Source organism: Flavobacteriales bacterium (assembly GCA_020435415.1).
GTDB lineage: Bacteria > Bacteroidota > Bacteroidia > JACJYZ01 > JACJYZ01 > JACJYZ01.
In genome coordinates this window covers 18502-42833 of sequence record JAGQZQ010000017.1, presented here as the reverse complement: position 1 = coordinate 42833, position 24332 = coordinate 18502, and the positions used below count along the sequence as shown (strand labels likewise).

Here is a 24332-nt window from a genome sequence, read left to right as displayed (position 1 = left end):
CCAGTCCACGACCCACATCACACCCTACATAGTCATCCAGGCGGTTGCCCAGGTCAGGGTCCGCCCATTGCCCGAAGTAGGTGCTGTCTAACCGGAAGGAAGAACGGTTAATAATTTTATAGCGGTAAAAGGTCATGTTGTTGATCTCATCGTTGGTGGCAAAACCGAAAGCTTGCGCGTGAATCTCCAGTCCGATAGGTTCTGCGCCGGTCTCCGTGTGGATGTTCCCCCGATCGTTGAAGACCCACCAGATGGCCTGGTCGCCGAAAAGACCTGCATCACATCCCTGTGTTCCGTCAATATCGAAGCCCGGGTAATCTCCGGCGGAGGGATCGTAGCTGCCGTTGCCATCCACATCCGTAAAGGGAGCCATATAGTAATCCTCGCCGTTGGCGGTATTCCCGTGGGCAGGCCAGTTGGCGATCACATCCGGAATGGAGGTCCCCGGGCTGTTATTGTAATCCTCCACGAACTGCTCCACCACACTCCGGTTGATCTTGAAGTGCGTATCCCATTCTTTACACGTCGCCTGATCTGTAGAACCGTTCGCCGATAGCGGTCCGGGCCAGAAGTCCGTACCATTCTGACGGTAGGTCTGCGCAGCCACCTTGAGCTGTTTACCCGAATCAAACCCACCGATCCATAGTGAACCTGCAAACATGCTGTGCTTATTGGAATTTTTAGGAATCTCGTATCGTTCCACATTCAAATCCCACCACATATCGCCGCCATTCATCAAGCGGGTGCGCACATTGTTTACATCTAGGTCGGTCTGTGCGGTTGGCGGATCACAATCGGCAGACGATGTTTTTTGTTGGGTGGTTGTGTTGACTAAGGTACGCCCCGGGCTTTTACCGGCAAATACAGGTGTGACGGAAAGGAGGAAAAAGGCAAGCAGCAGTCGGTCGGTTCTCATCATGTGGTGTGTTCGTAATAAAAAACCCCGGTATAGAACACTCGGAAGCTCTATATCGGGGAATTCAGGTGTATGAAAAAGGATACACACAATGATACGTCGCCGTATGGCACCTTACAACCGGTAATGAGAGTACGGAAGTTAACCGGTGATAAACGGTGGATAATATGATGTGAGCGATATTTCCGGGTATGTGGAGGTAAGGAAATAATGCGTTGACCACTTTCCAAGATGTACTGATTTGTCTTGTTTTCAGATTTAGATATCCTTGTTGTACATCGGGATGACAAGGTTACTATGCGTAATGGTTAGAATGATAAGAGTGCTTGAATGCTGTCATTCCTAAGTAAGGTGAATTTCGGTGGTTAGGCGAAGGTTCCCGGATCATTGCGATACCGGGACAGGTGCACCTTCGTCTGTCTATCCCGTAGCTTTAAGCTACTTGCTTCATCTTAGCTTACAGTGCTGGTAACTGAGGAAGAACTCTCAGTAGAAAATACCAATGGGGAACGCTTTGAAGATAACAGGACGAAGGTGCAACCTTCGCCCAACACCTCGGTATTGCCATTTACAGACTCGATATAACTTCCCATGCAAAGTGGTCAATGCGTAATGAAATGCAAAAAAGGTTTGTGGAAATTCGGAATAAGCAGACCTTTACGTTTACCGCACCGTTATGAAATAAAACCAATCCAAATGAAACAATATCCAGGAAAAACATCCCGCATGAAGGGATATCTGATAGGATTAACCGCTTGCATAAGCCTTTGCGCATCTTCTTCAAAAGCTCAGGATTCAACAGACCATAATGTCCGGTGGACTTTTGTTCACAGTCCCTTATACTTTGCCACGAATACTTTCATGGTGGGTGCGGAACGCCTGAACGTCTCAGGAGCGAACAGTTGGATGGCTAATCTGGGCGTTACACTGAACGACGCCGATGGCAATGACAGGACCGGTGTGTTCCTGGAGCTTCAAAGAAGGATGTATTTCGGAATGGAAGATGGCAGGATCAAGAAGGCCGGTGCATTTTTCGCGCCTTACCTGGTGTCCGGTTATGTTCAGCGGGACGTGACGCGTTACTCATATACCAACGATCTGGGCTACGTGGATTATTTCGAGTATGATGTAAATGAGAAGATCAAGACATTCAACGGCGGCATCACCTTTGGCGCCCGATTTGTCATTTCCCAAAGGGTGATCTCAGATGTGTCCGTCGGGGGAGGAATAAAGTACAGCGATGTGAACGGACACAGAGGTAAAGGTGATCTGTGGGATTTCAGTTATACCGGCGTCACACCCAGGGTGGCCATCCAGCTGGGTATATTTCTTTAATTATTTTATTAATGCATTGACCACTTATTAAAATGAATCGGTGGAATGCATGATGCGCTTTGGTTGTAGATTTGACTTCCCTGTCAGGGCGGTAAGGCAAACTCGGTGGTTAGGCGAAGGTTCCCGGATCATTGCGATACCGGGACAGGTGCACCTTCGTCTGTCTATCTTGTAGCTTTAAGCTACTTTCTGCACTCAGCTCAAGGACAGGTATCGTTCAAAGTACAAAATACTAAAGCGGAACGCTTTGAATATAATAGGACGAAGGTGCAACCTTCGCCCAACACATCAGTTTCCCAATTCGGTAATCGTACCATGAATGCGGAAAGTAAGTGGTCAACGCGTCCATTTAACATGCCATGACAGACCGTCCGGTAACAGGCAGCTGTGGCAAAAGTAGAGTCGTCGGACTCGCCGGCAGGACAGAAACCCTGACACTATGTCGCTTTCCCGGGGTTCGGAATGGCCTTTGTACAGGTGTGTCCGAACTAATCTATCAACAAATACATGAGAACACTTTGGATTGTTTTGGGAGTTGTTGGCATTATCGTTGTCTACTTCCTGTTTAAAATACCAGGTACATATAATAAGGCAGTTGGGCTGCAAGAGAATGTGAAGGCGAAATGGTCAAATGTTGAAGCCACCTACCAGCGCCGTGCCGACCTGATCCCTAACCTGGTGAGTACGGTCAAGGGATATGCGGCACATGAAGAGCAAGTGCTGACGGCAGTGACCGAGGCACGCGCAAAAGCCACCAGTACCACCATCCAGGCAGGTGATTTGAATGCAGAATCCCTTGCAAAATTCCAACAGGCACAAGCCGGACTTTCTTCTGCCCTGTCCCGCTTATTGGTGACCGTAGAGAAATATCCCGACCTGAAGGCCAACCAGAATTTCCTGGAATTACAGGCTCAACTCGAAGGAACGGAAAACCGGATCGCTGTGGCGCGTGAACGCTTCAACGAAGAGGTAAAAGTTTACAACACCTATCTGCGTAAATTCCCGAACAACATATTCATCGGCTGGGCATCCTCCGACGGTGAGTTTGAAGTGATGACACCCTTTGAAGCAGAGCCAACCAGCGCCAAAGCGCCGGAAGTGAAATTCTAAATATGGACATCCGCGACTTTCTCACCCAACAGGAAAAGGACGGCATACTGAGAGCCATACGTGACGCTGAAAACCGTACGTCCGGAGAAATACGTCTGCACCTCGAGAATCATTGTAAGGCAGATGTGCTTAACCGGGCGGCGGTGGTGTTTCACAAGCTGGACATGGATGCGTCCGCCTTACGGAATGGCGTTCTGTTTTACGTAGCCGTGAAAGATCACAAGTTTGCCATCCTGGGTGACAAGGGCATCAACGATATCGTGCCGCCGGATTTCTGGGATAACATCAAAGAGCATATGCTGGCGCATTTCAAAGAGAACCGTTATGCGCAGGGCATCACCGAAGGCATTGGCATGGCCGGGGAGCAGTTGAGAAAACATTTTCCGGTACAGGAAGATGATGTGAATGAACTGCCGGATGACATATCTTACGGAGGGACGACATGAAGAAATACGTCTTTCTTTCTCTCCTCATTGCATTTTTTCTTTCCGTTTCAGCCGGTGGCAAAAAAGGTATCCCGCCACGTCCTGATCCGCCACATCTGGTCAATGATTTTACCGGTACATTAACGCAGGCACAGGCACAGTCACTTGAGAACAGCCTGGTTGCTTTTGACGATTCCACGTCCAACCAGATCGTAGTGCTGATCACGAATGACCTCGCCGGCTACGATCCTTCGGAGTATGCGATCGCAGTGGGGCATGAGTGGGGCGTGGGACAAAAGGAGTTCGACAACGGCATTGTGGTGCTGGTGAGTCCGCGGGAACGAAAGATGTTCATCGCTACGGGCTATGGACTGGAAGGTGCCATTCCCGATGCCATCTGCAAGCGTATCATTGAAAGAACGATGATCCCAAAGTTTAAAGCAGAAGACTATTATGGAGGGATTGTAGATGGTGTAGAAGTGCTAAAGCAACTGGCTGCGGGAGAGATTACGGCAGCTCAGTATGGTAACAGGAAACAAAAAAGTTGGCTGGACAAACGTGAACTCATCTTCGGCTTTCTGGGTATTTTTATGGTAATACTGCTTAGCTCTGTAGGCAGTATTTGGCGTGCACGACATTATTCAAGGATAAATGATATCCCTTTTTGGACGGCCTTCTGGTTGTTGAATTCATCGGGTAGACATAGCGGTGGCGGCTTCGGTGGTGGAAGCGGCTTTGGCGGAGGAGGCGGTGGCTTCGGCGGTTTCGGTGGTGGTGGTTTCGGCGGCGGCGGTGCAGGAGGTAGCTGGTGATTTGAAGAACAATGGCATCACGGCCTTTACCATTGCTCTTTTTTTACAGCACCCAGAGCAATTGAAGTATCAGCGAAAGGACCATGGCCAGCAAGCTGAACAGGACCAATACCCCGGACATATCCTGGCGGCCGTTCTTCGTCAGGCGAAGAGGATGTAAAAAGAAATTTCGTGCATCCGTCAGCAGGCGGCCATAAAAGTTCACCGGCTTTTCTTCCATGCGCATTCTTTTATGGGTGATAAGAAGAATGGCCAGGCTGATCAGAAAGAGGCCGATGAAAAAACCGCTCATGATGCGGTGTCCTTTCAATAATTTCCGGTCCTTCGAAGCAAATGCCCGCTCTCTCTCCAATGTCTCGTTCATGCTGGCGAGAAGCAATTCATCAATATGGATGATTTCGGCTTGCAAAAGCATAAGAGAATCCGGATATCCACCAATCTTCACCCTTTCTATTTTATCCATAAGGGCCTTTCTCTGAATATTCAGGTCATGTGTTTCACCTACGTCGGCCTTCAGTATGGCAGGAACCAGCAGCATCAAACACAGTATATGGATAGCAAATGTTCTCATACCTGACTACATGAAAGCACCATAAGCTTTGAATTCCGGAGTGAAACGGAGGGTTGGTGCGGGTAGCTTAATATAGTTTACAAAATGCGCGATGGTACGCCATACTTTTCGTTCTTTCGGGAACAGGGAAGGCAGGTCGTAGTCGAGCGCCAGATACGTTTCTATATTTCCGGCTCCCTTGCCATCCACTTCTTCATCTACCCCCACGCCGGCAGCAATGCCCAGAAACGCCGGCCACCACTTCATGCGGTCTTCCCCGAAGTAGTCCTTCAGTCGGAAAGACAACCAATAGGTCTGGTTGATGTAATCATCGTTCCACGCATTTTTCCGTGCATGGGGATTTACGGTGTCAAAGTAACGGTTGGTACGTTTGTAATAACTCAACTTCGGTTGTGTGGCTGCCAGGAATGGAAAGTAGTGTTGTCCCACCGGGTAGAGGCTTCCCACACTACCGCTGATCACATCCCAGTAACTGAACCCCCAGCGAGGCGCAAAGGCATCCTTCACTTCTATGGCCATTTGCACAAATACGCCGAAACCCGCGCCGTACCACAAACACTTGCGTTCGGAAAAATGACACCATTTCAATGAGCGACTGTAGATATCCGAAGCAATAACACCTCCGAAAAAGTGTCCGAACTTATCCAGATTCACCGCGTACTTCAGGTCAGCTCCGGTATCAAAATGGAAGCCCTGCTGCGTTTCTTTCCACCACGTGTTTTGGAGATGGATATACGATGCACCAAGGGTAGATGCTGCAGCCACACACACGCCGCCGAACCGGATGTAGTTCACACGCACGGTATCCTGCGCAACAATGCTATCGGAAGGCCATGTGGCTGCCGAGACGGGCTGAATCACCAGCAATGCACAGATCACAAATAAGACCCTGATCGGTTTCATCCGGGCAAAGGTAATAAAGTTGAACCCAGATTATGCATTTGCCTGATTGGGGATGAATCCGAATTTATGCCAGGCAGGGTAATGGATTTCCTACCGTTGTATTTTCACAATTGTCTATATCTTAGACATGACTTGTTTCATTGTGTCCGTCAAATCCATCATAAGGCCTTTGCTTCTCTTCTTTCTCCTGCCTATAACAGGTTGGGGGATCAATATTTCCGGGGCGTTCACTTCCCGTGCAGTTGAAGGCAAGGATATCCGCTATCTGATGGATGAAGATCGGAAATTCACCGCCGACAGTCTTCCCTGGGGTGATTTCAAACCCTATGAAAAGACCATTCCCAATTTTGGTTTTTATGACGGTGCGGTTTGGATACGCATCCGGGTCACCTCCCGGACACCACGTGAACTTATCCTTGAATTAAAGAACCCGAACCTGGATCTGGTGGAACGCTACGAGTTTTATAAAGGGAAGCCTGTGTTGATGGAAAGCACCGGGGATTATTTCCCCTTCAGTCACCGCCCGGTTGATCACCGCTTTTATCAATTCAGCATCTGGAGTCCGACGGATATTCTGCTGCGTATCGATAACCACGGGGACCAGTTTTATTTGCCCATGGCACTGTGGACCAAAACATCAGTCGCCAAACGTGATTATGATGAACAGTACATTTTCGGGATCTACTATGGGATCGTGTTTTTTGTATTTCTGCTCAACCTGTTCATCTACCTGATCATCCGGGAGCGGGCCAATCTGTACTATCTGCTTTACCTGCTGGGACTGGTCTTTCTGCAAATGGGACTGGGTGGTCATGGTTTTCAATACCTGTGGCCCGATCATCCCTATGTGGCCAATCATTCTTTGCCGTTCCTGGCATCTCTGACCGTATTCTTCCTGATCCGGTTTACACAATGGTTCCTGAATACTGCCTCGGTCATGCCAGGTGCGGACCGCTTCTTCAGGTGGGTAGGTGTGCTGGTTTTACTGAATGCATTGCTGGCTTGTGTTAATGTTCAGGCGGCATACCAGGCATCCATCCTTGCCATCAACATCCTCACTTTCCTGCTCAATATTGCCATCATCCCTACCGCCATCGTGGCTGTGAGAAGAAAGTTCAAGGCGGCCCGGTTCTTCCTGATTGCATTCATCGCGCTGATCATTTCCGTATTCGCATTTATCCTCAGGAATTTCGGGGCGGCACCGAGTCACTTCCTCACCGATTACAGTCTGCAGATCGGTTCATCCATCGAAGTCGTGCTGTTGTCTTTTGCCATTGTGGATAAATTCAAGATGTTCAAGGATGAGGCGGTGCAACGTCTGGAAGAGATGAACGCTTTGAAAAGTCAGCAGAATATCCGGCTCGAAGAACAGGTAAGGGAACGCACCAGCGAGATCGCCAGTCAGAAATCGGAGATCGAATTCAAGAACAAGGAGATACTTGACTCCATTGCTTATGCCAGGAGAATCCAGCAGGCCATTCTCCCGCCTTCAAAGCAGATGCGCGCATTGCTTCCGCAAAGTTTTGTGATGTACCTGCCAAAAGATATCGTGGCCGGGGATTTTTATTGGGTGGAGGAGTCCGGTGATCATCTTCTTTTTGCCGCTGCAGATTGTACGGGCCATGGGGTGCCCGGAGCCATGGTGAGCGTGGTATGCAACAATGCATTGAACCGGGCGGTCCGTGAATTCGGGATGACCGATCCGGGACAGGTCCTGGATAAAGTCACCGACCTGGTGATCGACACTTTCGCGCGCAGTGAAGATGAAGTGAGGGACGGCATGGACATCGCACTTTGTGCCTGGGATAAGAAGAAGCGCGTGCTGTCCTTTGCCGGAGCGAATAATCCTCTTTATCTCGTGAATGAAAATGGTCTTAAAGAGATCAAGGGAGATCGCCAGCCGGTAGGAAAATATGCCGACCGGAAACCATTTACCACGCATTCATTCACCCCGGAGAAAGGAGACCATGTTTACATTTTTACCGATGGTTTTCCGGATCAGTTCGGTGGCCCGAAGGGGAAGAAATTCAAGTACACACCGTTCAAAGAGTTGTTGATACAAGTAAGTCGATTGCCGATAAATGAACAACTTCAAACGCTGGAAAAAACGTTTGTTAATTGGAAAGGTTCCATGGAGCAGGTGGATGACGTGTGTGGGATAGGAGTGAAGTTTGTTGAATGAATACCATGCGGATCAGAAAGCCTGAAAAACCGCCGGGAGATCCGGTAAAGATCAATAAAGTGCTTTTTGTGCTGCTGATCGTCGCCTGGATCATTGTCATCTTGTATCTTGCGACGTTTTACTTTTAACCTGACCTGATGGCCATCCCTCCATACATTGCTCAACTCAGAAAACACATCGGGCACGACCTGCTGATGTATGTCGCTACCGCTGGAATTATACATAATGAAGAAGGGAAGTTGTTGCTGCAATACAAGGGTGAAGGCATCGGATGGAGCTTGCCGTCCGGAATTATGGAACCCGGGGAGACGCCCGCTGAATCCCTGTTCCGGGAAGTGCTGGAAGAGACCGGTCTCGAAGTACGCCCCCTGAAACTTGTGGGCGTTGCAGGTGGGCCAAAGTACCGCCACACCTATTCCAACGGAGATCTGGGTGAACCCACCATTCTCTTCTTTACATGTGAAGTCACAGGAGGGACCTACGGTGCCTACACCGATCCTGAAACAAAAGACCTCGGATATTTCGGAGAAAACGAATTACCGGAACTCGTCGTGCCTTACAACATGGACATGTTGTTCGGACGTGAGGACTCCTTCTTCGACAGGTAGTCCCTGACTTACTCCAGAACCTTGATGACGGGTTTGAGGTGGTATTCACCCGAACCCTGATCCACCACGGAAGCACCGGCATCGAAGTCCAACCTCACCACCAGGGTCTGATTGGGATCCAGTTCCATTTTTCCAACCACCTTGATACCGGTCTGGGAGCCACTGGGGACTTTCATCGGTGTTAAGGTGCCGTTGATGTCGAGTTCGTTATTGCTGCCCAGGATCATCCGAAGCTGGGTGATCTTTCCGGCGGGCAGGTTGCTCACATCCACCAGCGGCGTATCGATGCCGTTCTGAAGTTCAAGCAGGTCGTATTTCCCGCTTTCTGTCGGAAGTTCAATCCATTCTCCGCCGTTCTGATCGGAGACCAGGTGGATATCCACCCGCTCGATCTCTACCCATACCGCATCGTAGTTAACCGGTGCGTCGGTCAGGCGGATTTGCAGTCTGCCTGAGGATTCGTCTTTCTTACAGGCTGCCAGCACTGTCAGGCCGGCCATCAGGCCAATCAACATTATCTTCTTCATAGTATGGGGTGTTTAGAAACACATCGTGATCCAAAGATCATACGAAAGGTAAGAAATACCTAGCGATTCATCAAATTTTCGATCTCTTCGATCTCAATGGGGATATTGGCCATGAGGTCCACCGGTCCCTTTTCGGTGATCACCAGATCGTTTTCAAGACGGATGCCGAGATTCTCTTCCCGGATGTAGATACCCGGTTCGCAGGTGAAGACCATGCCCGGTGCGAAAGGCGCGTCAGCTGTAGAAACGTCATGCACATCCAGGCCCATGTGATGGGAGGTGCCATGCATGAAGTATTTTTTATACAAAGGTTTTTCCGGATCCTGTGCTTTGACGGCCTGTGCGTCCAGTAGTCCCAGCTTGATCAGCTCCTCTTCCATTAGGGCGCCAACCGCCTTGTGATACTCTTTGATATTGTTTCCGGGTACCAGCATGGCGATGGCTTGCTTCATCACCCTGAGCACGGCGTTGTATACATCCTTTTGCCTGTCTGTGTATCTTCCATTAACCGGAACTGAGCGTGTCAGGTCGGAGGCATAGTTGGCATATTCCGCCGCCACATCCAGAAGGATCACATCTCCATCCATGCACACGTGGTGGTTCTCTATATAATGTAAAACGCACGCATTTGCACCTGAGGCAACGATGGGGGTATAAGCGAATCCGCGTGAACCCTGACGGATAAATTCATAAGCAAGTTCCGCCTCGATCTCATATTCCATCACCCCCGGCCTTATAAAGTTGAGTATCCGCCGGAAACCGCTTTCGGTGATGTTGCATGCTTTCTGGATAATGGCGATCTCCGTGTCGTTCTTGATCATGCGCAGGGCGTGCATGATGGGCGCACTCTTTTCAAAGGTCTCGATGCCGTATTTGGTTTTCATCCATTTGATGAACCTGGCATCGCGGGTTTCTACTTCGATCTTGGCCCTGGGGTGTTCGTTGGTGTTCAGATAAAGGCAGGAAGCCTCGGCCACCAACGTATCCAATACCGCCTGTAATTCGGACAACCAGTATACCGTTTTGATACCTGAAAGATTGGAAGCGGCGGCCTTGGTCAATTTCTCGCCTTCCCATATCGCAATCTCCTCGCTGGTTTCTTTTACAAAAAGAATTTCGCGGTGTTCTTCTTTTTTGGCGTCAGGAAAGATTACAAGAACGGTTTCTTCCTGATCAATTCCGCACAAATAGAACAGATCATTGTTTTGACGAAAAGCCATGATGCCATCAGCATTGGTGGGCATCACATCGTTGGAATTGAAAATGGCCATTCCGCCTTTTTTTAGTTTTTCGCGGAATCGTTCCCTGTTTTTAATGAATAACAGTTGATTGATAGCTTGGTATCTCATTTACTAATATTCGTCTAAATCGGATTTTATTTATTGGAACCGTCTGTTAAATTTGCATCAGCTAATATAGTTTTTTTAGCATAGCGTTTCACGAAATCCCATCTCCATGAGCGGTTCTTCTGCCATTTTGAAATCATCCCTGGCGAAAAAGTACTGGATGGCCTTTACCGGTCTCTTCTTGTGTTTGTTCCTGATCGGACACCTTGCAGGTAATCTCCAATTGTTTATGTCAGGATATGAAGGCCGTTTGCAATTCAATGAATATGCGGTTTTCATGACCACCAATCCGGCGGTAAAGCTTCTGTCTTACCTGACCTACCTCAGTATTATTTTTCATGCGATCGACGGCATTATGCTCACGGTTGCAAACAAGAAAGCCAGACCGGTCGCCTATGCCAGCAACAACGCCGGAGCCAACAGCGCCTGGGCTTCCAGGAACATGGCGGTGCTCGGACTGATCCTCCTGATCTACATTGTGGTGCACATGTCGGACTTCTGGTACGAGTACAAATTCGGCGCGCTACCTTATATGACTGCACAGGACATGACCACGCCGCTGCTTAAGTCCGGAGAGGCAGTTGCCGGAGGTCAGGTGGTGAATGGAATAGTGATGGTGAACGGCCAAAGTGCCGGACCGGTGATGAAGGATTTATATACGGAAGTCATGAAGGCTTTTCAGGTACCCTGGATCGTGATCCTTTATGTCTTCAGTATGCTGGCGATGGCCTTTCATTTGTCTCACGGTTTTCAGAGTGCTTTCCAATCTCTGGGCCTCAGACATCATAAGTATACCCCACTGATCAAGAAAACCGGAACTGCGTTTGCAGTCATCGTATCCCTGCTGTTCGCAGCCATTCCGGTTTATATATTTTTCATGCACTGAATTCATTAAGATTCCATATACCATGGCATTGAACTCAAGAATTCCCGAAGGTCCGCTGGAAACAAAGTGGAAAGATCACAAGAGCCACGTTCCGCTTGTAAGCCCGGCCAATAAACGACTCATTGATGTGATCGTTGTGGGTACCGGCCTTGCAGGTGCTTCAGCAGCCGCCTCATTGGCGGAGTTGGGCTATAATGTAAAAGCCTTCTGCTTTCAGGATAGCCCCAGGCGTGCTCACTCCATTGCTGCCCAGGGAGGAATCAATGCCGCAAAAAATTACCAGAACGATGGGGATAGCGTATTCAGACTCTTTTATGATACGGTAAAAGGGGGCGACTACCGTTCCCGGGAAGCCAACGTGTACCGGCTGGCCGAAGTGTCCGCCAGTATCATCGACCAGTGTGTGGCTCAGGGGGTGCCTTTCGCAAGAGAATACGGTGGATTGCTCGACAACCGCTCTTTCGGTGGTGTACAGGTTTCCAGAACTTTTTATGCAAAAGGTCAGACCGGACAGCAGTTGTTATTGGGTGCGTACTCTGCATTAAGCCGTCAGATAGGTAAGGGAAAGGTGAAGATGTATAACCGCCATGAGATGCTGGACCTTGTCATCGTTGATGGAAAGGCCCGAGGCATTATCGCACGTAACCTGATCACCGGCGAGATCGAGCGCCACTCAGCACATGCCGTACTGATCTGTAGCGGTGGATATGGAAATGTATTCTTCTTGTCTACCAATGCCATGGGTTCCAACTGCACCGCGGCATGGAAGGCACATAGGAAGGGCGCCTACTTTGCCAATCCGTGCTATACACAGATCCATCCGACCTGTATTCCGGTTTCAGGTGAATACCAATCGAAACTGACCCTGATGTCCGAGTCATTGAGGAACGACGGAAGAATCTGGGTGCCGAAGAAAAAGGAAGATGCTGAAGCCATCCGCGCCGGCAGCAAGAAACCTACGGAGATCGCCGAAGAAGATCGTGACTATTACCTGGAACGGAGATACCCTTCCTTCGGAAATCTCGTGCCTCGGGACGTAGCTTCCAGAGCAGCCAAGGAAAGGTGTGATGCCGGATTCGGAGTGAATGCCACTGGTGAGGCGGTCTATCTTGACTTCACATCAGCTATTGAGCGCTACGGAAAAACAGCTGCCAATACAGGCGGTATCCACAACCCGACGAAAGAGCAAATCCTTGAAATGGGCCGTAAAGTGGTGGAAACCAAATACGGCAACCTTTTCCAGATGTATGAAAAGATCACGGATGACAATCCGTATTTCACACCGATGAAAATATATCCCGCCGTGCATTACACGATGGGGGGAATCTGGGTGGATTATAACCTGATGACTTCCATTCCGGGTTGCTATGCCTTAGGTGAAGCGAACTTCTCCGATCACGGCGCCAACCGCCTGGGGGCCTCTGCGCTCATGCAGGGACTGGCAGATGGCTATTTCGTGATCCCTTACACCATCGGCGAATACCTGTCCAACGATATCCGTACCGGACCGATCTCTACAGATAGCCCTGAATTTGTGGAAGCCGAAAAGCAGGTGCGCGAAAAGATCAACCATTTCCTTTCGAACAATGGCAAACATTCTGTAGACTATTTCCACAAACGCCTTGGAAAGGTGATGTGGGATAAATGCGGAATGGCAAGGAATGCCGCAGGACTGAAAGAGGCCATGGAAGAGATCAAAGCCATCCGTGAAGAGTTCTGGAAGGATGTGAAAGTTCCCGGTAAGGCAGAAGAGTTCAACCAGGAACTGGAGAAAGCCGGACGTGTGGCAGACTTCCTGGAGCTGGGTGAATTGATGTGCAAGGACGCACTTCAACGTGAAGAATCCTGCGGAGGACATTTCCGGGAAGAACATCAAACAGAAGAAGGTGAAGCAAAAAGGGATGATGCCAGTTTTACCTATGTGGCCGCCTGGGAACACAAGGGTGAACCCGCCGATGCAGTGCTTCACAAGGAAGAACTGAAGTATGAAAACATTGAGCTGAAACAACGCTCCTATAAATAACCTAAAGCACAGAGACAAGATGAACCTTAACCTCAGGATCTGGCGCCAGAACGGCCCCAACGACAAAGGCAGGATCGAAGAATACAAGGTCACCGATATTTCACCTGACCAGTCTTTCCTCGAAATGATCGACGTGCTGAATAATAAATTGATCGAAAGCGGTCAGGATCCGGTAGCCTTCGACCATGATTGCAGGGAAGGTATCTGCGGGATGTGCAGCATGTTCATCAACGGTGAAGCGCACGGCCCGGGTCGCGGAATCACGACTTGCCAACTGCATATGCGCTCCTTCAAAGATGGTGACACCATCACCATTGAACCCTGGAGGGCACAAGCATTTCCGGTGGTCAAAGACTTGGTGGTTGACCGCTCGGCCTTCGATCGCATCATGTCGGTGGGTGGCTTTGTATCCGTCAATACATCCGGTAACACCATCGATGCGAATGCCATTCCTGTCCCAAAGGAGAATGCGGATAAAGCATTTGATGCCGCTACCTGTATCGGTTGTGGTGCGTGTGTGGCTACATGTAAAAATGCGTCTGCCATGTTGTTTGTTTCAGCCAAGGTGAGCCAATTGGCCTTGTTGCCTCAGGGTAAAGCCGAAGCCCGCCAGAGGGTATTGAACATGGTGAAACAGATGGATGAAGAAGGCTTTGGAAACTGCACCAATACCGGTGCCTGTGAAGTGGAATGCCCCAAGGAGATCTCCTTGGAAAACATTGCACGTATGAACAGGGAATACCTTAGCGCAGCCATTACCTCAGAATCCTGAATGTGATTCAAAGGCCTTCCGGGCCGATTTTATCTTCGTTTCTTTCATAAGGAATGTCAGGCATTTGAATGGTTCTTAATGAAGAGAAGAACTTTTTGAGGATTGCCACGTAGAATAGTTCTCCGTAACCATGATCGTGCATTCTTATGAAACAGAATTTACCCACCTCCGGATTTTCTTTTCTTTTATTTTTTCTGCTCATTTCTTCCCTTGTCGCTACGGCCAATACCTATTATTGGGTAGGGGGCAAAGGCCAATGGATGGCCGGCTCGGCTACGTTCTGGTCCAATGCTTCCGGTGGCGCACCGGGTGCAGGTCCCCCCACCGCGGCTGATACGGTTGTGTTTGATGCGGGCTCCTTTGCCCAGGCCGGTGATACCATATTTATCAGTGGAAACGTGCATGCCGCCAAAGTCATATGGAGCGGTGTTTCCAATTTTCCTGTATTCAGTCAGGCGGTGACGGATACCCTTTTTATTGGAGGAAGCTTTTTTATCGACCCCAACATGGCACTGGATATGCACGGGACCATCGTGTTCAACGGCCTCTCCGGAACCAATTTCATACATACCAACGGGAAGTTGCTGGATGCGGATATCCTCTTTGCCGGTGATGCACAATGGCATCTCTCGAGCGATCTGGAATCCCAGAAAACCATCATCCTGAGGCAGGGAGGTTTTCATACCAAAGGGTATTATCTGCGATGTAATGTTTTTGATGGCCACGGTTTACAAAGTTTGATCCGAACCCTTACCCTCGACACATCTCTGGTGCGCATTACGGAAACCTGGGATATGACGCAAACAGCCGGATTGACTTTCGATCCGGGTACATCCCTTATCGAGGTGGTCAGGATTCCCGGCCAAGGGAATTTCCGCGGGGGCGGATTGGCTTACCACGATGTGACCTTTTACGCCACACAGCTTACCGTAACCGGAAGTAACCAATACCATTTCCTTAAGCTAGATACAGGTACGGTCACCATCCCGGCATCCGCGGCACAAAGCTTCAGCACACTTGAATCACAGAATCCCGGTGTAAAAACAACCATACAATCAAGCTCGAGTACAAAGGCACAGTTAGTCTCTTTGTCAGGAAAACGCACATGTCTATTGGGAATGAACTTCAGCAACATTGCTTTTTCCGGTGGATCATGTTATGCCAAGAATTCAGGGCAGTCGAATTGTACCGGAGTAACGATCGCACCATGCCCGGCTCCGCTTAGTGCTACCATTTCCAATAAGGTGAATGTAACATGCAACGGAGGCAATAACGGTTCTGTAACGGTGAGTGCCAGTGGTGGCACAATGCCCTATTCCTATCTGTGGGATGATGCCCAGCAACAGACGACCAATAAGGCCACAGGATTAACTGCAGGCACTTACACCGTGCGCGTGATCGATGTCGATAAAGATACGGTCTGGGCCACCGCAACATTAAATGAGCCCACGGCGATAGCTCACATTTTCGCTGAAACACAGGCCAGTTGTCAGAGCAGTTGCAACGGTTCTTTGATGGTGAACGTTACCGGCGGTTCGGTTCCCTATACTTATATGTGGAGTGACCCTGACGGACAAACCACCCAAACCGCTTCCAATCTTTGTGCTGGCGATTATACGGTTTCTGTAACTGACGCCATCGGATGTATGGTGAGCTTTAATTATGGCCTCACCAGTACGGGTGCAGATCCGAAGTTATCAGGCCAGGTGAACTATTCCGGTGGCGGGGCCTCCGGATTGAAAGTAAGACTGTTGAAATTCAAGACTGGTGGCGTCATGCCTGCCGTGGATTCTGTTTACACGGACGGCTCGGGAAATTACAGTTTCCCCGCTGTGCCCTCCGGTAACTATATCCTTCATGTTCGTACCGATACAACCCTATACCCGCAAACGGTAAGTACTTTCCATGACACGGTATTCAGATGGAGCGACGCCATACAGTTTACCGTAGATTGTGATGACAGTACCTCTAAAGACATCACCCTGGTGGAGTTTCCGCCGCAGAACGGCGATGGAAAGTTGTCCGGAACAGTTGTCAGACGTGGCCCCAACAAGAAGGGTGAAACCAATGTGATCTTCGGTGACCCCATTCCCGATGTGGACATCGTCATCCGCTCCAAGCCGGCCGGAATGATGAAAGGAGAAACCAAAACGAATGGATCAGGATATTATGAATTCTCCAACATCGAACCGGGTGACTACGACCTATGGGTGGATATTCCCGGTCTGCCGATGGACAGTACCTGGGAGGTATCCGTAACGGCCAGTGATACCATTTTTACGCAGATGGATTTCGTGGTGGATTCCAATGCCATCGATATCCCGGATGATATCACCACCAGTCTGCCTCCAATGCCTTCATCCGGTGTGGTACTTCAGGCATTCCCCAACCCGTTCAGTTCGAACACCACACTCATATACAGACTGCCGGAAAGTGCACAGGTCAGGCTGGAGATCGTGGACATGGTCGGAAGAACGGTATCTCTGGTTGATGAAGGATTCAGGCAAAAAGGAGACCATAAGCAAACCATCAACTCCGGACAAGCAGGTATGATCCCCGGTGTGTATTTCGCCAGGATCACGGTTGACGGAAATGTTTCGGTCACCAGGCTTCTTTTGATAGAATAGAAAAGATGAATGAAGAGTTAAGAATGAAGAATTAAGAATTAAGACGTTGACTATATAGGTCGCCGAATCATATTGGCTTCGTTTGAGAAACGAGTATGTTTTAGACAAATTCCCTGCCTCGCCGGACAGGCAGGGGATCTGTAATCTGATGTTAGGCGAAGGTTGCACCTTCGTCTGTCTATCCTGTAGCTTTAAGCTACTTCCTTTATCTTAGCTTTCAGTGCTGGTAGCTGAAGAAGAGTTCTCAGTAGAAAATACCAAAGTGGAACGCTTTGAAGATAACAAGACAAAGGTACACCTGTCCCGGGAGTAGAGCTATCCGGGAACCTTCACCCAACATCAGGCCCGGTACAGATTAATATGGTCATCTGCCTTCTGCCCTCTCACCTTCTGCCTTCCCATTAAGTCCTGAATCACATGGAAGCGAAATGCTTTCATCCTCACTTTTTTTCACTTCGTCGCTCCGGAATATGTGGTCATTGGCGTTATATATGCATTAATACGTAAACCTTTTCATTGATGCGACGTACATAAGGGTCTCCGTAACCAACGTGCAGCATATGAAACAGAGTGTACCCGCATTTAAGCTCCCCCTTGTCCTCTTTTTTCTCCTGTTCTCTTCCATGATCGCCTCGGCCGCTACCTATTATTGGGTTGGTGGTAATGGTACATGGGATGGCGTATCCCCAACTTTCTGGTCCAACGCCTCAGGCGGTGCACCAGGCGCAGGACCACCCACTGCGGGTGATACTGCGATATTCGATGTGAACTCGTTTACACAGGCTGGTGATACCGTATACCTTTCAGGCAATGTCTTTGCCGCTAAGGTGGAGTGGAATGGTGTAGCTAACTTTCCGACATTCAGTCAGGCCTATGGCGATACCCTTTTATTAGGAGGTTCCCTGATCATTGATCCGAACATGGCCCTCGACCTGCATGGCACGATAAAGTTCAACGGGTCATCGGGAAATCACATCATCGATACACACAGCAAACTCCTTGATGCCGATATCCGGTTCAACGGTACGGCGCAATGGGAGCTGGCAAGTGACCTGGAGACACTGAAGAACATCATCCTTAATCAAGGAAACTTCAACACCAAAGGATATTACCTGCGGTGTTTTGTTTTTGACGGACATGCGTCTCAATCTCTTACGCGTAGTCTGACCCTGGATTCGTCGTATGTGCGCATCAATGATACCTGGGATATGTCATCCACCACAGGCCTGACCTTTGATGCAGAACAATCCGTTATTGAGATCAACAAGATACCCGGACAGGGGAACTTCTTCGGTGGAGACCTCACCTATAATGAAGTCACATTCTATTCAGGACAGGTTGTGGCAACCGGAGACAATCAGTTTAATAAACTTGAAATAGATTCTGGATATATCACTTTCCCTGCCGGTGCTACACAATCATTTAATGATTTCGCTACAAATAACGTCGGATTTCAGGTGACGATCAATTCAGATAGCCCCGGCACTCAAACAAACCTGACCTCATTGTCCGGAAAGAGAGTGTGCATGGATAACATGTACCTGAGCGATATTGCCTTTTCCGGCGCTTCATGTTATTCTTCCGCCAGTACGGATGGAGGTAATAATGCAGGCATTACGTTTGCATCATGTCCTCCGGCATTGTCCGCGACTATCACCGATACGGTTCATGTAACTTGTAACGGCGCTTCCGATGGATGGGCTGTAGTGTACCCGAGTGGTGGAACACCACCATATAGTTATCATTGGGATGACCCTTCCATCCAAACCACAGATACGGCCGTCGGACTAGCTGGTGGGTTTTTCAACGTACTGGTAACTGATGCCGACAATGATTCTGCCTGGGCTTCTGTAAATATCAATGAACCTGGTTTGTTGAATGCAGGTCCAATCGTAAATAATCTCACTTGTGTTGGGTCATGCGATGGCGATGCGAATATCAATCCAACCGGTGGCGTACCTCCTTATAGTTATCTCTGGGATGCCAATGCCGGTAATGCAACCACGGTATCTGTCAATAGTCTTTGCCTTGGTTTCTATCTTTATACAGTTACCGATAACAACGGTTGTTCTTTCAGCGATACGGTCTTTATCAATGATCCTCCCAGTCCGCTTGCTTTGGGAATGGACAAAGGCGACGTGCTTTGCAACGGATCCTGCGACGGATTCGGTGTGGCCCAGCCAACCGCCGGAACACCACCTTACAGCTTTCAATGGGATATCAATGCCGGTTACCAAACCAACGACACAGCTACCGGTCTTTGTGCCGGACATTACCTGGTGACCGTAACCGACAACAACGGCTGTATTGCAGTTGATTCTGTTGATGTTGGTGAACCGTCAGCACTATCCATTGGATTTAACTCCGGTGATGCACTGTGTTCCGGAGCTTGTGATGGTTTTGCAAAAGCAAACCCAAGTGGAGGAGTGCCTCCGTATTCCTTCCAATGGGATTCCAACGCAGGAAGCCAGACAGTAGACTCCGTGGGCAGCCTTTGTTCCGGAACTTATTTTGTCACGGTAACCGACAACAATGGTTGCCAGTCTTCAAACAGTATTATCATCACCGAACCTTCCGTTCTGACGAACGCCATGACGCCTGTCAATGGTGCCATGTGTCCCGGATCCTGCGATGGCAGTGCAAAGGCAAATCCTACCGGTGGTGTTGCACCCTATACCTTCCAGTGGGATTCCAATGCAGGCAGTCAAACCGTAGACTCGGTGGGCGGACTTTGTGCAGGAACGTATCTATTGACTATCACTGACAACAACGGTTGTATGATCGTTGATTCTGCAATGATCAATGAACCCACGCCGATGTATCCGATCTTTAATAAGGGTGATGCATTGTGCGCCGGTGCATGCGATGGTTTTGCAAAGGTAAATCCCACAGGAGGAGTGCCTCCGTATTCCTTCCAATGGGATGCCAATGCAGGGAACCAAACCGTGGATTCTGTCTTCGGTCTTTGCGCAGGATGGTATTTTATTTCGGTGACTGATAACAATGGATGTTTTGTAGTTGATTCCGTAGAGATCATGGAACCATCTGCAGTGATGACCAGCTTCGGTGCGGTGATGGGCCCTCAATGTAACGGTGGATGTGATGGCTATGCCAAAGTGCTTCCAACCGGCGGTGTTGCTCCGTACTCTTTCCAATGGGATATCAACGCAGGTTATCAAACTGTTGACAGTGCATCCGGTCTTTGTGCAGGCATGTATTACGTCACCGTCACCGATAACAACGGTTGTACGGCGGTTGACTCAATCACGATCAATGAACCCGGATTGCTCAATGCATCCTTCAACAAAGGAGATGTGTTGTGCGCCGGCGCTTGTAACGGTTTTGCAAAAGTAAATCCTGCAGGTGGTGTAGCACCATACACTTTCCAATGGGACTCAAATGCAGGATCAGCCACGGTTGATTCCGTAGGTGGCCTTTGCATCGGCTGGTACCATGTGACCGTGACTGATAACAACGGCTGCTTCATGGCGGACTCCGTGGAGATCATGGAACCATCTGCGGTCATCACCAGCTTCGGCGCGGTAATGGGCCCTCAGTGTAATGGTGGATGCGATGGCTATGCCAAGGTGCTTCCTACCGGCGGTGTAGCCCCATACTCTTTCCAATGGGATATCAACGCAGGTTACCAAACAGTAGATAGTGCATCTGGCCTTTGCGCAGGCATGTACTATGTCACCGTAACCGATAACAACGGTTGTACTGCGGTTGACTCAATCAGCATCAATGAGCCCGGATTGCTTAATGCATCTTTCAACAAAGGAGATGTGCTGTGTGCCGGAGCATGTGACGGTTTTGCAAGAGTGAACCCGGCAGGTGGTGTAGCACCATACACTTTCCAATGGGACTCCAATGCAGGATCAGCCACTGTTGACTCCGTAGGTGGTCTTTGCATCGGCTGGTACCATGTGACCATCACCGACAACAATGGTTGCTTCATGGCAGACTCCGTTGAGATCATGGAACCACCGGTAATCACCAATGCATTTACTCCGGTTAACGCGGCTGCTTGTGCCGGAAGCTGTGATGGAAGTGCGATGGCGAATCCTTCAGGCGGCGTTGCTCCCTATTCTTTCCAATGGGATATCAACGCAGGTTATCAAACCACCCAAACGGCAACCAATCTGTGCACAGGAAATTATCTTGTGACTATCTCCGATAACAATGGCTGTACTTATGTAGATAGCGTATTCATCGGAGAACCTGCAGCCGTCATGACAACCTTTAACAAAGGTGATGTGTTGTGTGCCGGTTCATGCAATGGTTTTGCAAAAGTGAACCCAACCGGTGGTACCCCACCATACAGCTTCTTGTGGGACTCCAATGCCGGTTCAGCCACGGTTGATTCCGTAGGTGGCCTTTGCATCGGTTGGTACCATGTGACCGTCACCGATAACAACGGTTGCTACATGGCAGACTCCGTGGAGATCATGGAGCCATCTGCGGTCATCACCAGCTTTGGTGCTGTGATGGGACCTCAATGTAATGGTGGATGCGATGGCTATGCCAAGGTGCTTCCTACCGGCGGTGTAGCCCCATACTCTTTCCAATGGGATGCCAATGCCGGTAACCAAACAGTGGATAGTGCCTTCGGTCTTTGCACAGGCATGTACTATGTCACGGTGACCGACAATAACGGTTGCATGGCGGTTGACTCGATCAGCATTGCCGAACCAGGATTGCTCACCACAGCATTTAACAAAGGTGATCTGCTCTGCAACGGCACCTGTAACGGTTTTGCAAAAGTGAACCCGACCGGTGGTGTGCCGCCATTCAGCTACCAATGGGATGCCGCTGCCGGCTCTGCGACGGTTGATTCCGTAGGTGGTCTTTGCATGGGATGGTATCATGTAACAGTAACGGATAACAACGGTTGCTTTACCGAAGACTCAGTGCAGATCATGCAACCAAACCCGATTGTTATTAATACCAATAAAGGAGATGAACTGTGTGCCGGCGCCTGCAATGGCTTTGCCAGGGCAATGGTTTCCGGTGGCGCTGCTCCATATCTGTACAGCTGGGATGATCCGCAGGGGCAAACCACAGATTCAGCATTTGGACTGTGCCCTGGTAATTATCATGTCACTGTCACCGACAACAATGGTTGTATGGCTATAGACAGTGTTCTGATCAGCGGGGCAACCTCGATCATCACCACTGTCAATGGCAATGACCCGAATTGTTCCGGTGCTTGTGATGGTGATGCGAATGTAAATGCCACTGGTGGTGTGCCGCCATATACCTTCCAATGGGATGCCAATGCAGGTAATCAGAACACTCAACTGGCAACCGGTTTGTGTGCTGGCATGTACTATGTGACGGTCACCGGCAGTAACGGTTGTAGTGTGGTGGATTCGATTACCCTGAATGATCCTCCGGGAATGGTGATCACGTCCATTAACAAAACAGATGTGCTTTGTCATGCATCATGCAACGGTACAGCCACGGTTAACTTCTCCGGTGGTACCGCACCTCACACGATTCTGTGGGATGATCTGAGCAACAGCACATCTGCAAGTGTCAACGCCCTTTGCGCTGGCTGGTACCACGTCACGGTAACTGATAACAACGGATGTTTCATAACAGACTCTGTTGAGATCACCGAGCCTTCGGATATCGTCCTTACCCCGTCCACCAGCAACGCAACTTGTGGTGGTGCGAACGGATCAGGTACGATATCTGTCACCGGTGGCGTATCTCCATACACCTTCCAATGGCCGGCTAATGCTGCTTCCCAAACCACAGCCACAGCTAATAATCTGACCAGTGGTAATTACCTGGTGATGGTTAGTGATGCCAATGGCTGCATGGATAGCGTAGTGGTGATCATCAATGAAACCGGTGGTCCGTCACTGACAGTTGGCAAAACAGATGCATCTTGTTTTGGTGCCTGCGACGGAACAGCTACCGCAAACCCGTCGGGTGGAACTACTCCGTATGCTTATCAATGGGGTCCGTTGACCGGTAATCAAACGACACAAACAGCTACGAACCTGTGCAAAGGTTTGTACTACGTGACGGTAACGGACGGTTCAGGTTGTAGTTCGGTGGATACAGTGTCCATTATGGAACCAGGAGAGATCACCATGACCTTCAGTGAGACACCAGCGTCTTGCCAAAGCTACTGTGATGGTACCCTTATGGTAACTCCGGTAGGTGGCGCCACGCCTTACGGTTTCTTGTGGGATGATCCGTCTGCACAAACAACGCAGACTGCTATTAACCTTTGCCCCGGAGCCCATAATGTGACAGTTACCGATGCGAACGGTTGTTCGGCTACCATGGGTCAGGCCGTATCATTCACCGGATCTGATCCGATCTTAACCGGACAAGTGAAGTATTCAGGTGGTGGTGCTTCCGGACTGAAGGTGAAGGTGCTGAAGTACATGTCGGGTGGTGTGATGCCGGCGGTTGACTCCACCTATACGGATGGTTCAGGAAACTATAGCTTCCCGAACCTGCCTGCCGGAACGTACATTCTGCATGCACGCACCGATACCATTCTGTATCCGCGCACCATGAATACGTTCCACGATTCTACCTTCCAGTGGAATACGGCCACGCAATTCACACTGTCTTGCGATGACAGTACCTCCAAGGATATTACCCTGGTGGAAGTGCCTCTCCAGAATGGTCAGGGTAGATTGGCGGGAACCATTGTCAAAGGTGGTACCAATAAAGCGGGTGTCTTTGATGTGATCACCGGCGATCCGATCCCGGATGTGGACATCACCCTGAGATCCAAACCTGCCGGTATGGTGAAAGGAAACACCAAGACCGATGGTTCAGGTCGCTACGAGTTCTTTAACATCGAACCCGGTGATTATGATCTGTGGGTTGATATTCCCGGTCTGCCAATGGATAGTACCTATGAAGTGAATGTAAGTGCAAACGACAGCGATTTCACAGAGCTTGACTTCATGGTGGATTCCAACAGCATCTATATTCCGGATGATATTACCACAGGGCGTCCGACAATTCCTAACGTGGTCACCGACCTGAAAGCGTGGCCGAACCCGTTCAGATCAAATGCCATGTTGATCTACGGCCTGAAGGAAGATGCCCGGGTAAGACTGGAACTGGTAGATCTGGTTGGTAAGACCGTCTCCGTGGTAGAAGATGGATTCCGGAAGAAAGGTGAACATCGTCAGGTGATCACTCCGGATGAACATGGACTGATACCAGGGGTGTATCTCGCCAGACTGACAGTCAATGGAAATGTATCAACGATCCGGCTCGTGTTGATGGAATAGGAAGTAAACGCTGTGAGC

The 24332-nt window shown here is 49.5% G+C and carries 16 protein-coding genes; 11 read left to right on the top strand and 5 right to left on the bottom strand.

Features of this window, described 5'->3' with window-relative positions:
- The coding region (locus KDD36_04855) for a T9SS C-terminal target domain-containing protein (protein MCB0395956.1) at window positions 1–919 on the bottom strand (919 nt) is incomplete at its 3' end.
- A gap of 693 nt (window positions 920–1612) precedes the next feature.
- Between KDD36_04855 and KDD36_04850 the strand changes: the two genes are divergently transcribed.
- The 4 genes from KDD36_04850 (at window position 1613) to KDD36_04835 (ending at window position 4598) form a co-directional block, all read left to right on the top strand.
- Window positions 1613–2251 (top strand): hypothetical protein, encoded by a 639-nt coding sequence (locus tag KDD36_04850; GenBank protein MCB0395955.1) that lies wholly within the window; start codon window positions 1613–1615, stop codon window positions 2249–2251.
- A gap of 507 nt (window positions 2252–2758) precedes the next feature.
- Window positions 2759–3361, top strand: coding sequence for a LemA family protein (locus tag KDD36_04845; protein MCB0395954.1), 603 nt, complete (start codon window positions 2759–2761; stop codon window positions 3359–3361).
- 2 nt (window positions 3362–3363) lie between these two features.
- Entirely contained in the window at window positions 3364–3807 is a 444-nt protein-coding gene (locus KDD36_04840) for a TPM domain-containing protein (GenBank protein ID MCB0395953.1), read from the top strand.
- Window positions 3804–4598: a TPM domain-containing protein gene (locus KDD36_04835; GenBank protein MCB0395952.1), complete on the top strand. Its 795-nt coding sequence runs from the start codon at window positions 3804–3806 to the stop codon at window positions 4596–4598. The genes KDD36_04840 and KDD36_04835 overlap by 4 nt, the downstream gene beginning before the upstream one ends.
- Window positions 4599–4641: 43 nt before the next feature.
- Here KDD36_04835 and KDD36_04830 read toward each other — a convergent pair whose 3' ends face one another.
- Both KDD36_04830 and KDD36_04825 read right to left on the bottom strand, forming a co-directional pair.
- Window positions 4642–5169, bottom strand: a complete 528-nt coding sequence (locus KDD36_04830) for a hypothetical protein (protein MCB0395951.1) — start codon at window positions 5167–5169, stop codon at window positions 4642–4644.
- 6 nt (window positions 5170–5175) lie between these two features.
- On the bottom strand, window positions 5176–6072 hold the full coding sequence (locus KDD36_04825; protein MCB0395950.1) for a DUF2279 domain-containing protein: 897 nt from the start codon (window positions 6070–6072) through the stop codon (window positions 5176–5178).
- A gap of 127 nt (window positions 6073–6199) precedes the next feature.
- Here KDD36_04825 and KDD36_04820 point away from each other — a divergent pair, with 127 nt between their 5' ends.
- Both KDD36_04820 and KDD36_04815 read left to right on the top strand, forming a co-directional pair.
- The gene (locus tag KDD36_04820; GenBank protein MCB0395949.1) at window positions 6200–8254 is read left to right on the top strand and encodes a SpoIIE family protein phosphatase; all 2055 of its coding nucleotides are present in this window, start codon (window positions 6200–6202) and stop codon (window positions 8252–8254) included.
- Between the two features lie 137 nt (window positions 8255–8391).
- On the top strand, window positions 8392–8862 hold the full coding sequence (locus tag KDD36_04815; GenBank protein ID MCB0395948.1) for an NUDIX domain-containing protein: 471 nt from the start codon (window positions 8392–8394) through the stop codon (window positions 8860–8862).
- Window positions 8863–8870: 8 nt separating this feature from the next.
- Here KDD36_04815 and KDD36_04810 read toward each other — a convergent pair whose 3' ends face one another.
- Both KDD36_04810 and KDD36_04805 read right to left on the bottom strand, forming a co-directional pair.
- Complete coding sequence (locus KDD36_04810; GenBank protein ID MCB0395947.1) at window positions 8871–9389, bottom strand: DUF4382 domain-containing protein; 519 nt, start codon at window positions 9387–9389, stop codon at window positions 8871–8873.
- A gap of 59 nt (window positions 9390–9448) precedes the next feature.
- The gene (locus KDD36_04805; GenBank protein ID MCB0395946.1) at window positions 9449–10738 is read right to left on the bottom strand and encodes an aminopeptidase P family protein; all 1290 of its coding nucleotides are present in this window, start codon (window positions 10736–10738) and stop codon (window positions 9449–9451) included.
- A 106-nt stretch (window positions 10739–10844) separates the two neighbouring features.
- Between KDD36_04805 and KDD36_04800 the strand changes: the two genes are divergently transcribed.
- The 5 genes from KDD36_04800 (at window position 10845) to KDD36_04780 (ending at window position 24314) form a co-directional block, all read left to right on the top strand.
- Entirely contained in the window at window positions 10845–11621 is a 777-nt protein-coding gene (locus KDD36_04800; GenBank protein ID MCB0395945.1) for a succinate dehydrogenase cytochrome b subunit, read from the top strand.
- Window positions 11622–11643: 22 nt separating this feature from the next.
- Window positions 11644–13644, top strand: a complete 2001-nt coding sequence (locus KDD36_04795) for a fumarate reductase/succinate dehydrogenase flavoprotein subunit (protein MCB0395944.1) — start codon at window positions 11644–11646, stop codon at window positions 13642–13644.
- Window positions 13645–13663: 19 nt separating this feature from the next.
- On the top strand, window positions 13664–14416 hold the full coding sequence (locus KDD36_04790) for a succinate dehydrogenase/fumarate reductase iron-sulfur subunit (GenBank protein ID MCB0395943.1): 753 nt from the start codon (window positions 13664–13666) through the stop codon (window positions 14414–14416).
- 146 nt (window positions 14417–14562) lie between these two features.
- A complete protein-coding gene (locus KDD36_04785) occupies window positions 14563–17043 on the top strand; it encodes a T9SS type A sorting domain-containing protein (protein MCB0395942.1) in 2481 nt (826 codons plus the stop codon).
- 560 nt (window positions 17044–17603) lie between these two features.
- Window positions 17604–24314: a T9SS type A sorting domain-containing protein gene (locus tag KDD36_04780; GenBank protein ID MCB0395941.1), complete on the top strand. Its 6711-nt coding sequence runs from the start codon at window positions 17604–17606 to the stop codon at window positions 24312–24314.
- Window positions 24315–24332 lie beyond the last annotated feature (18 nt).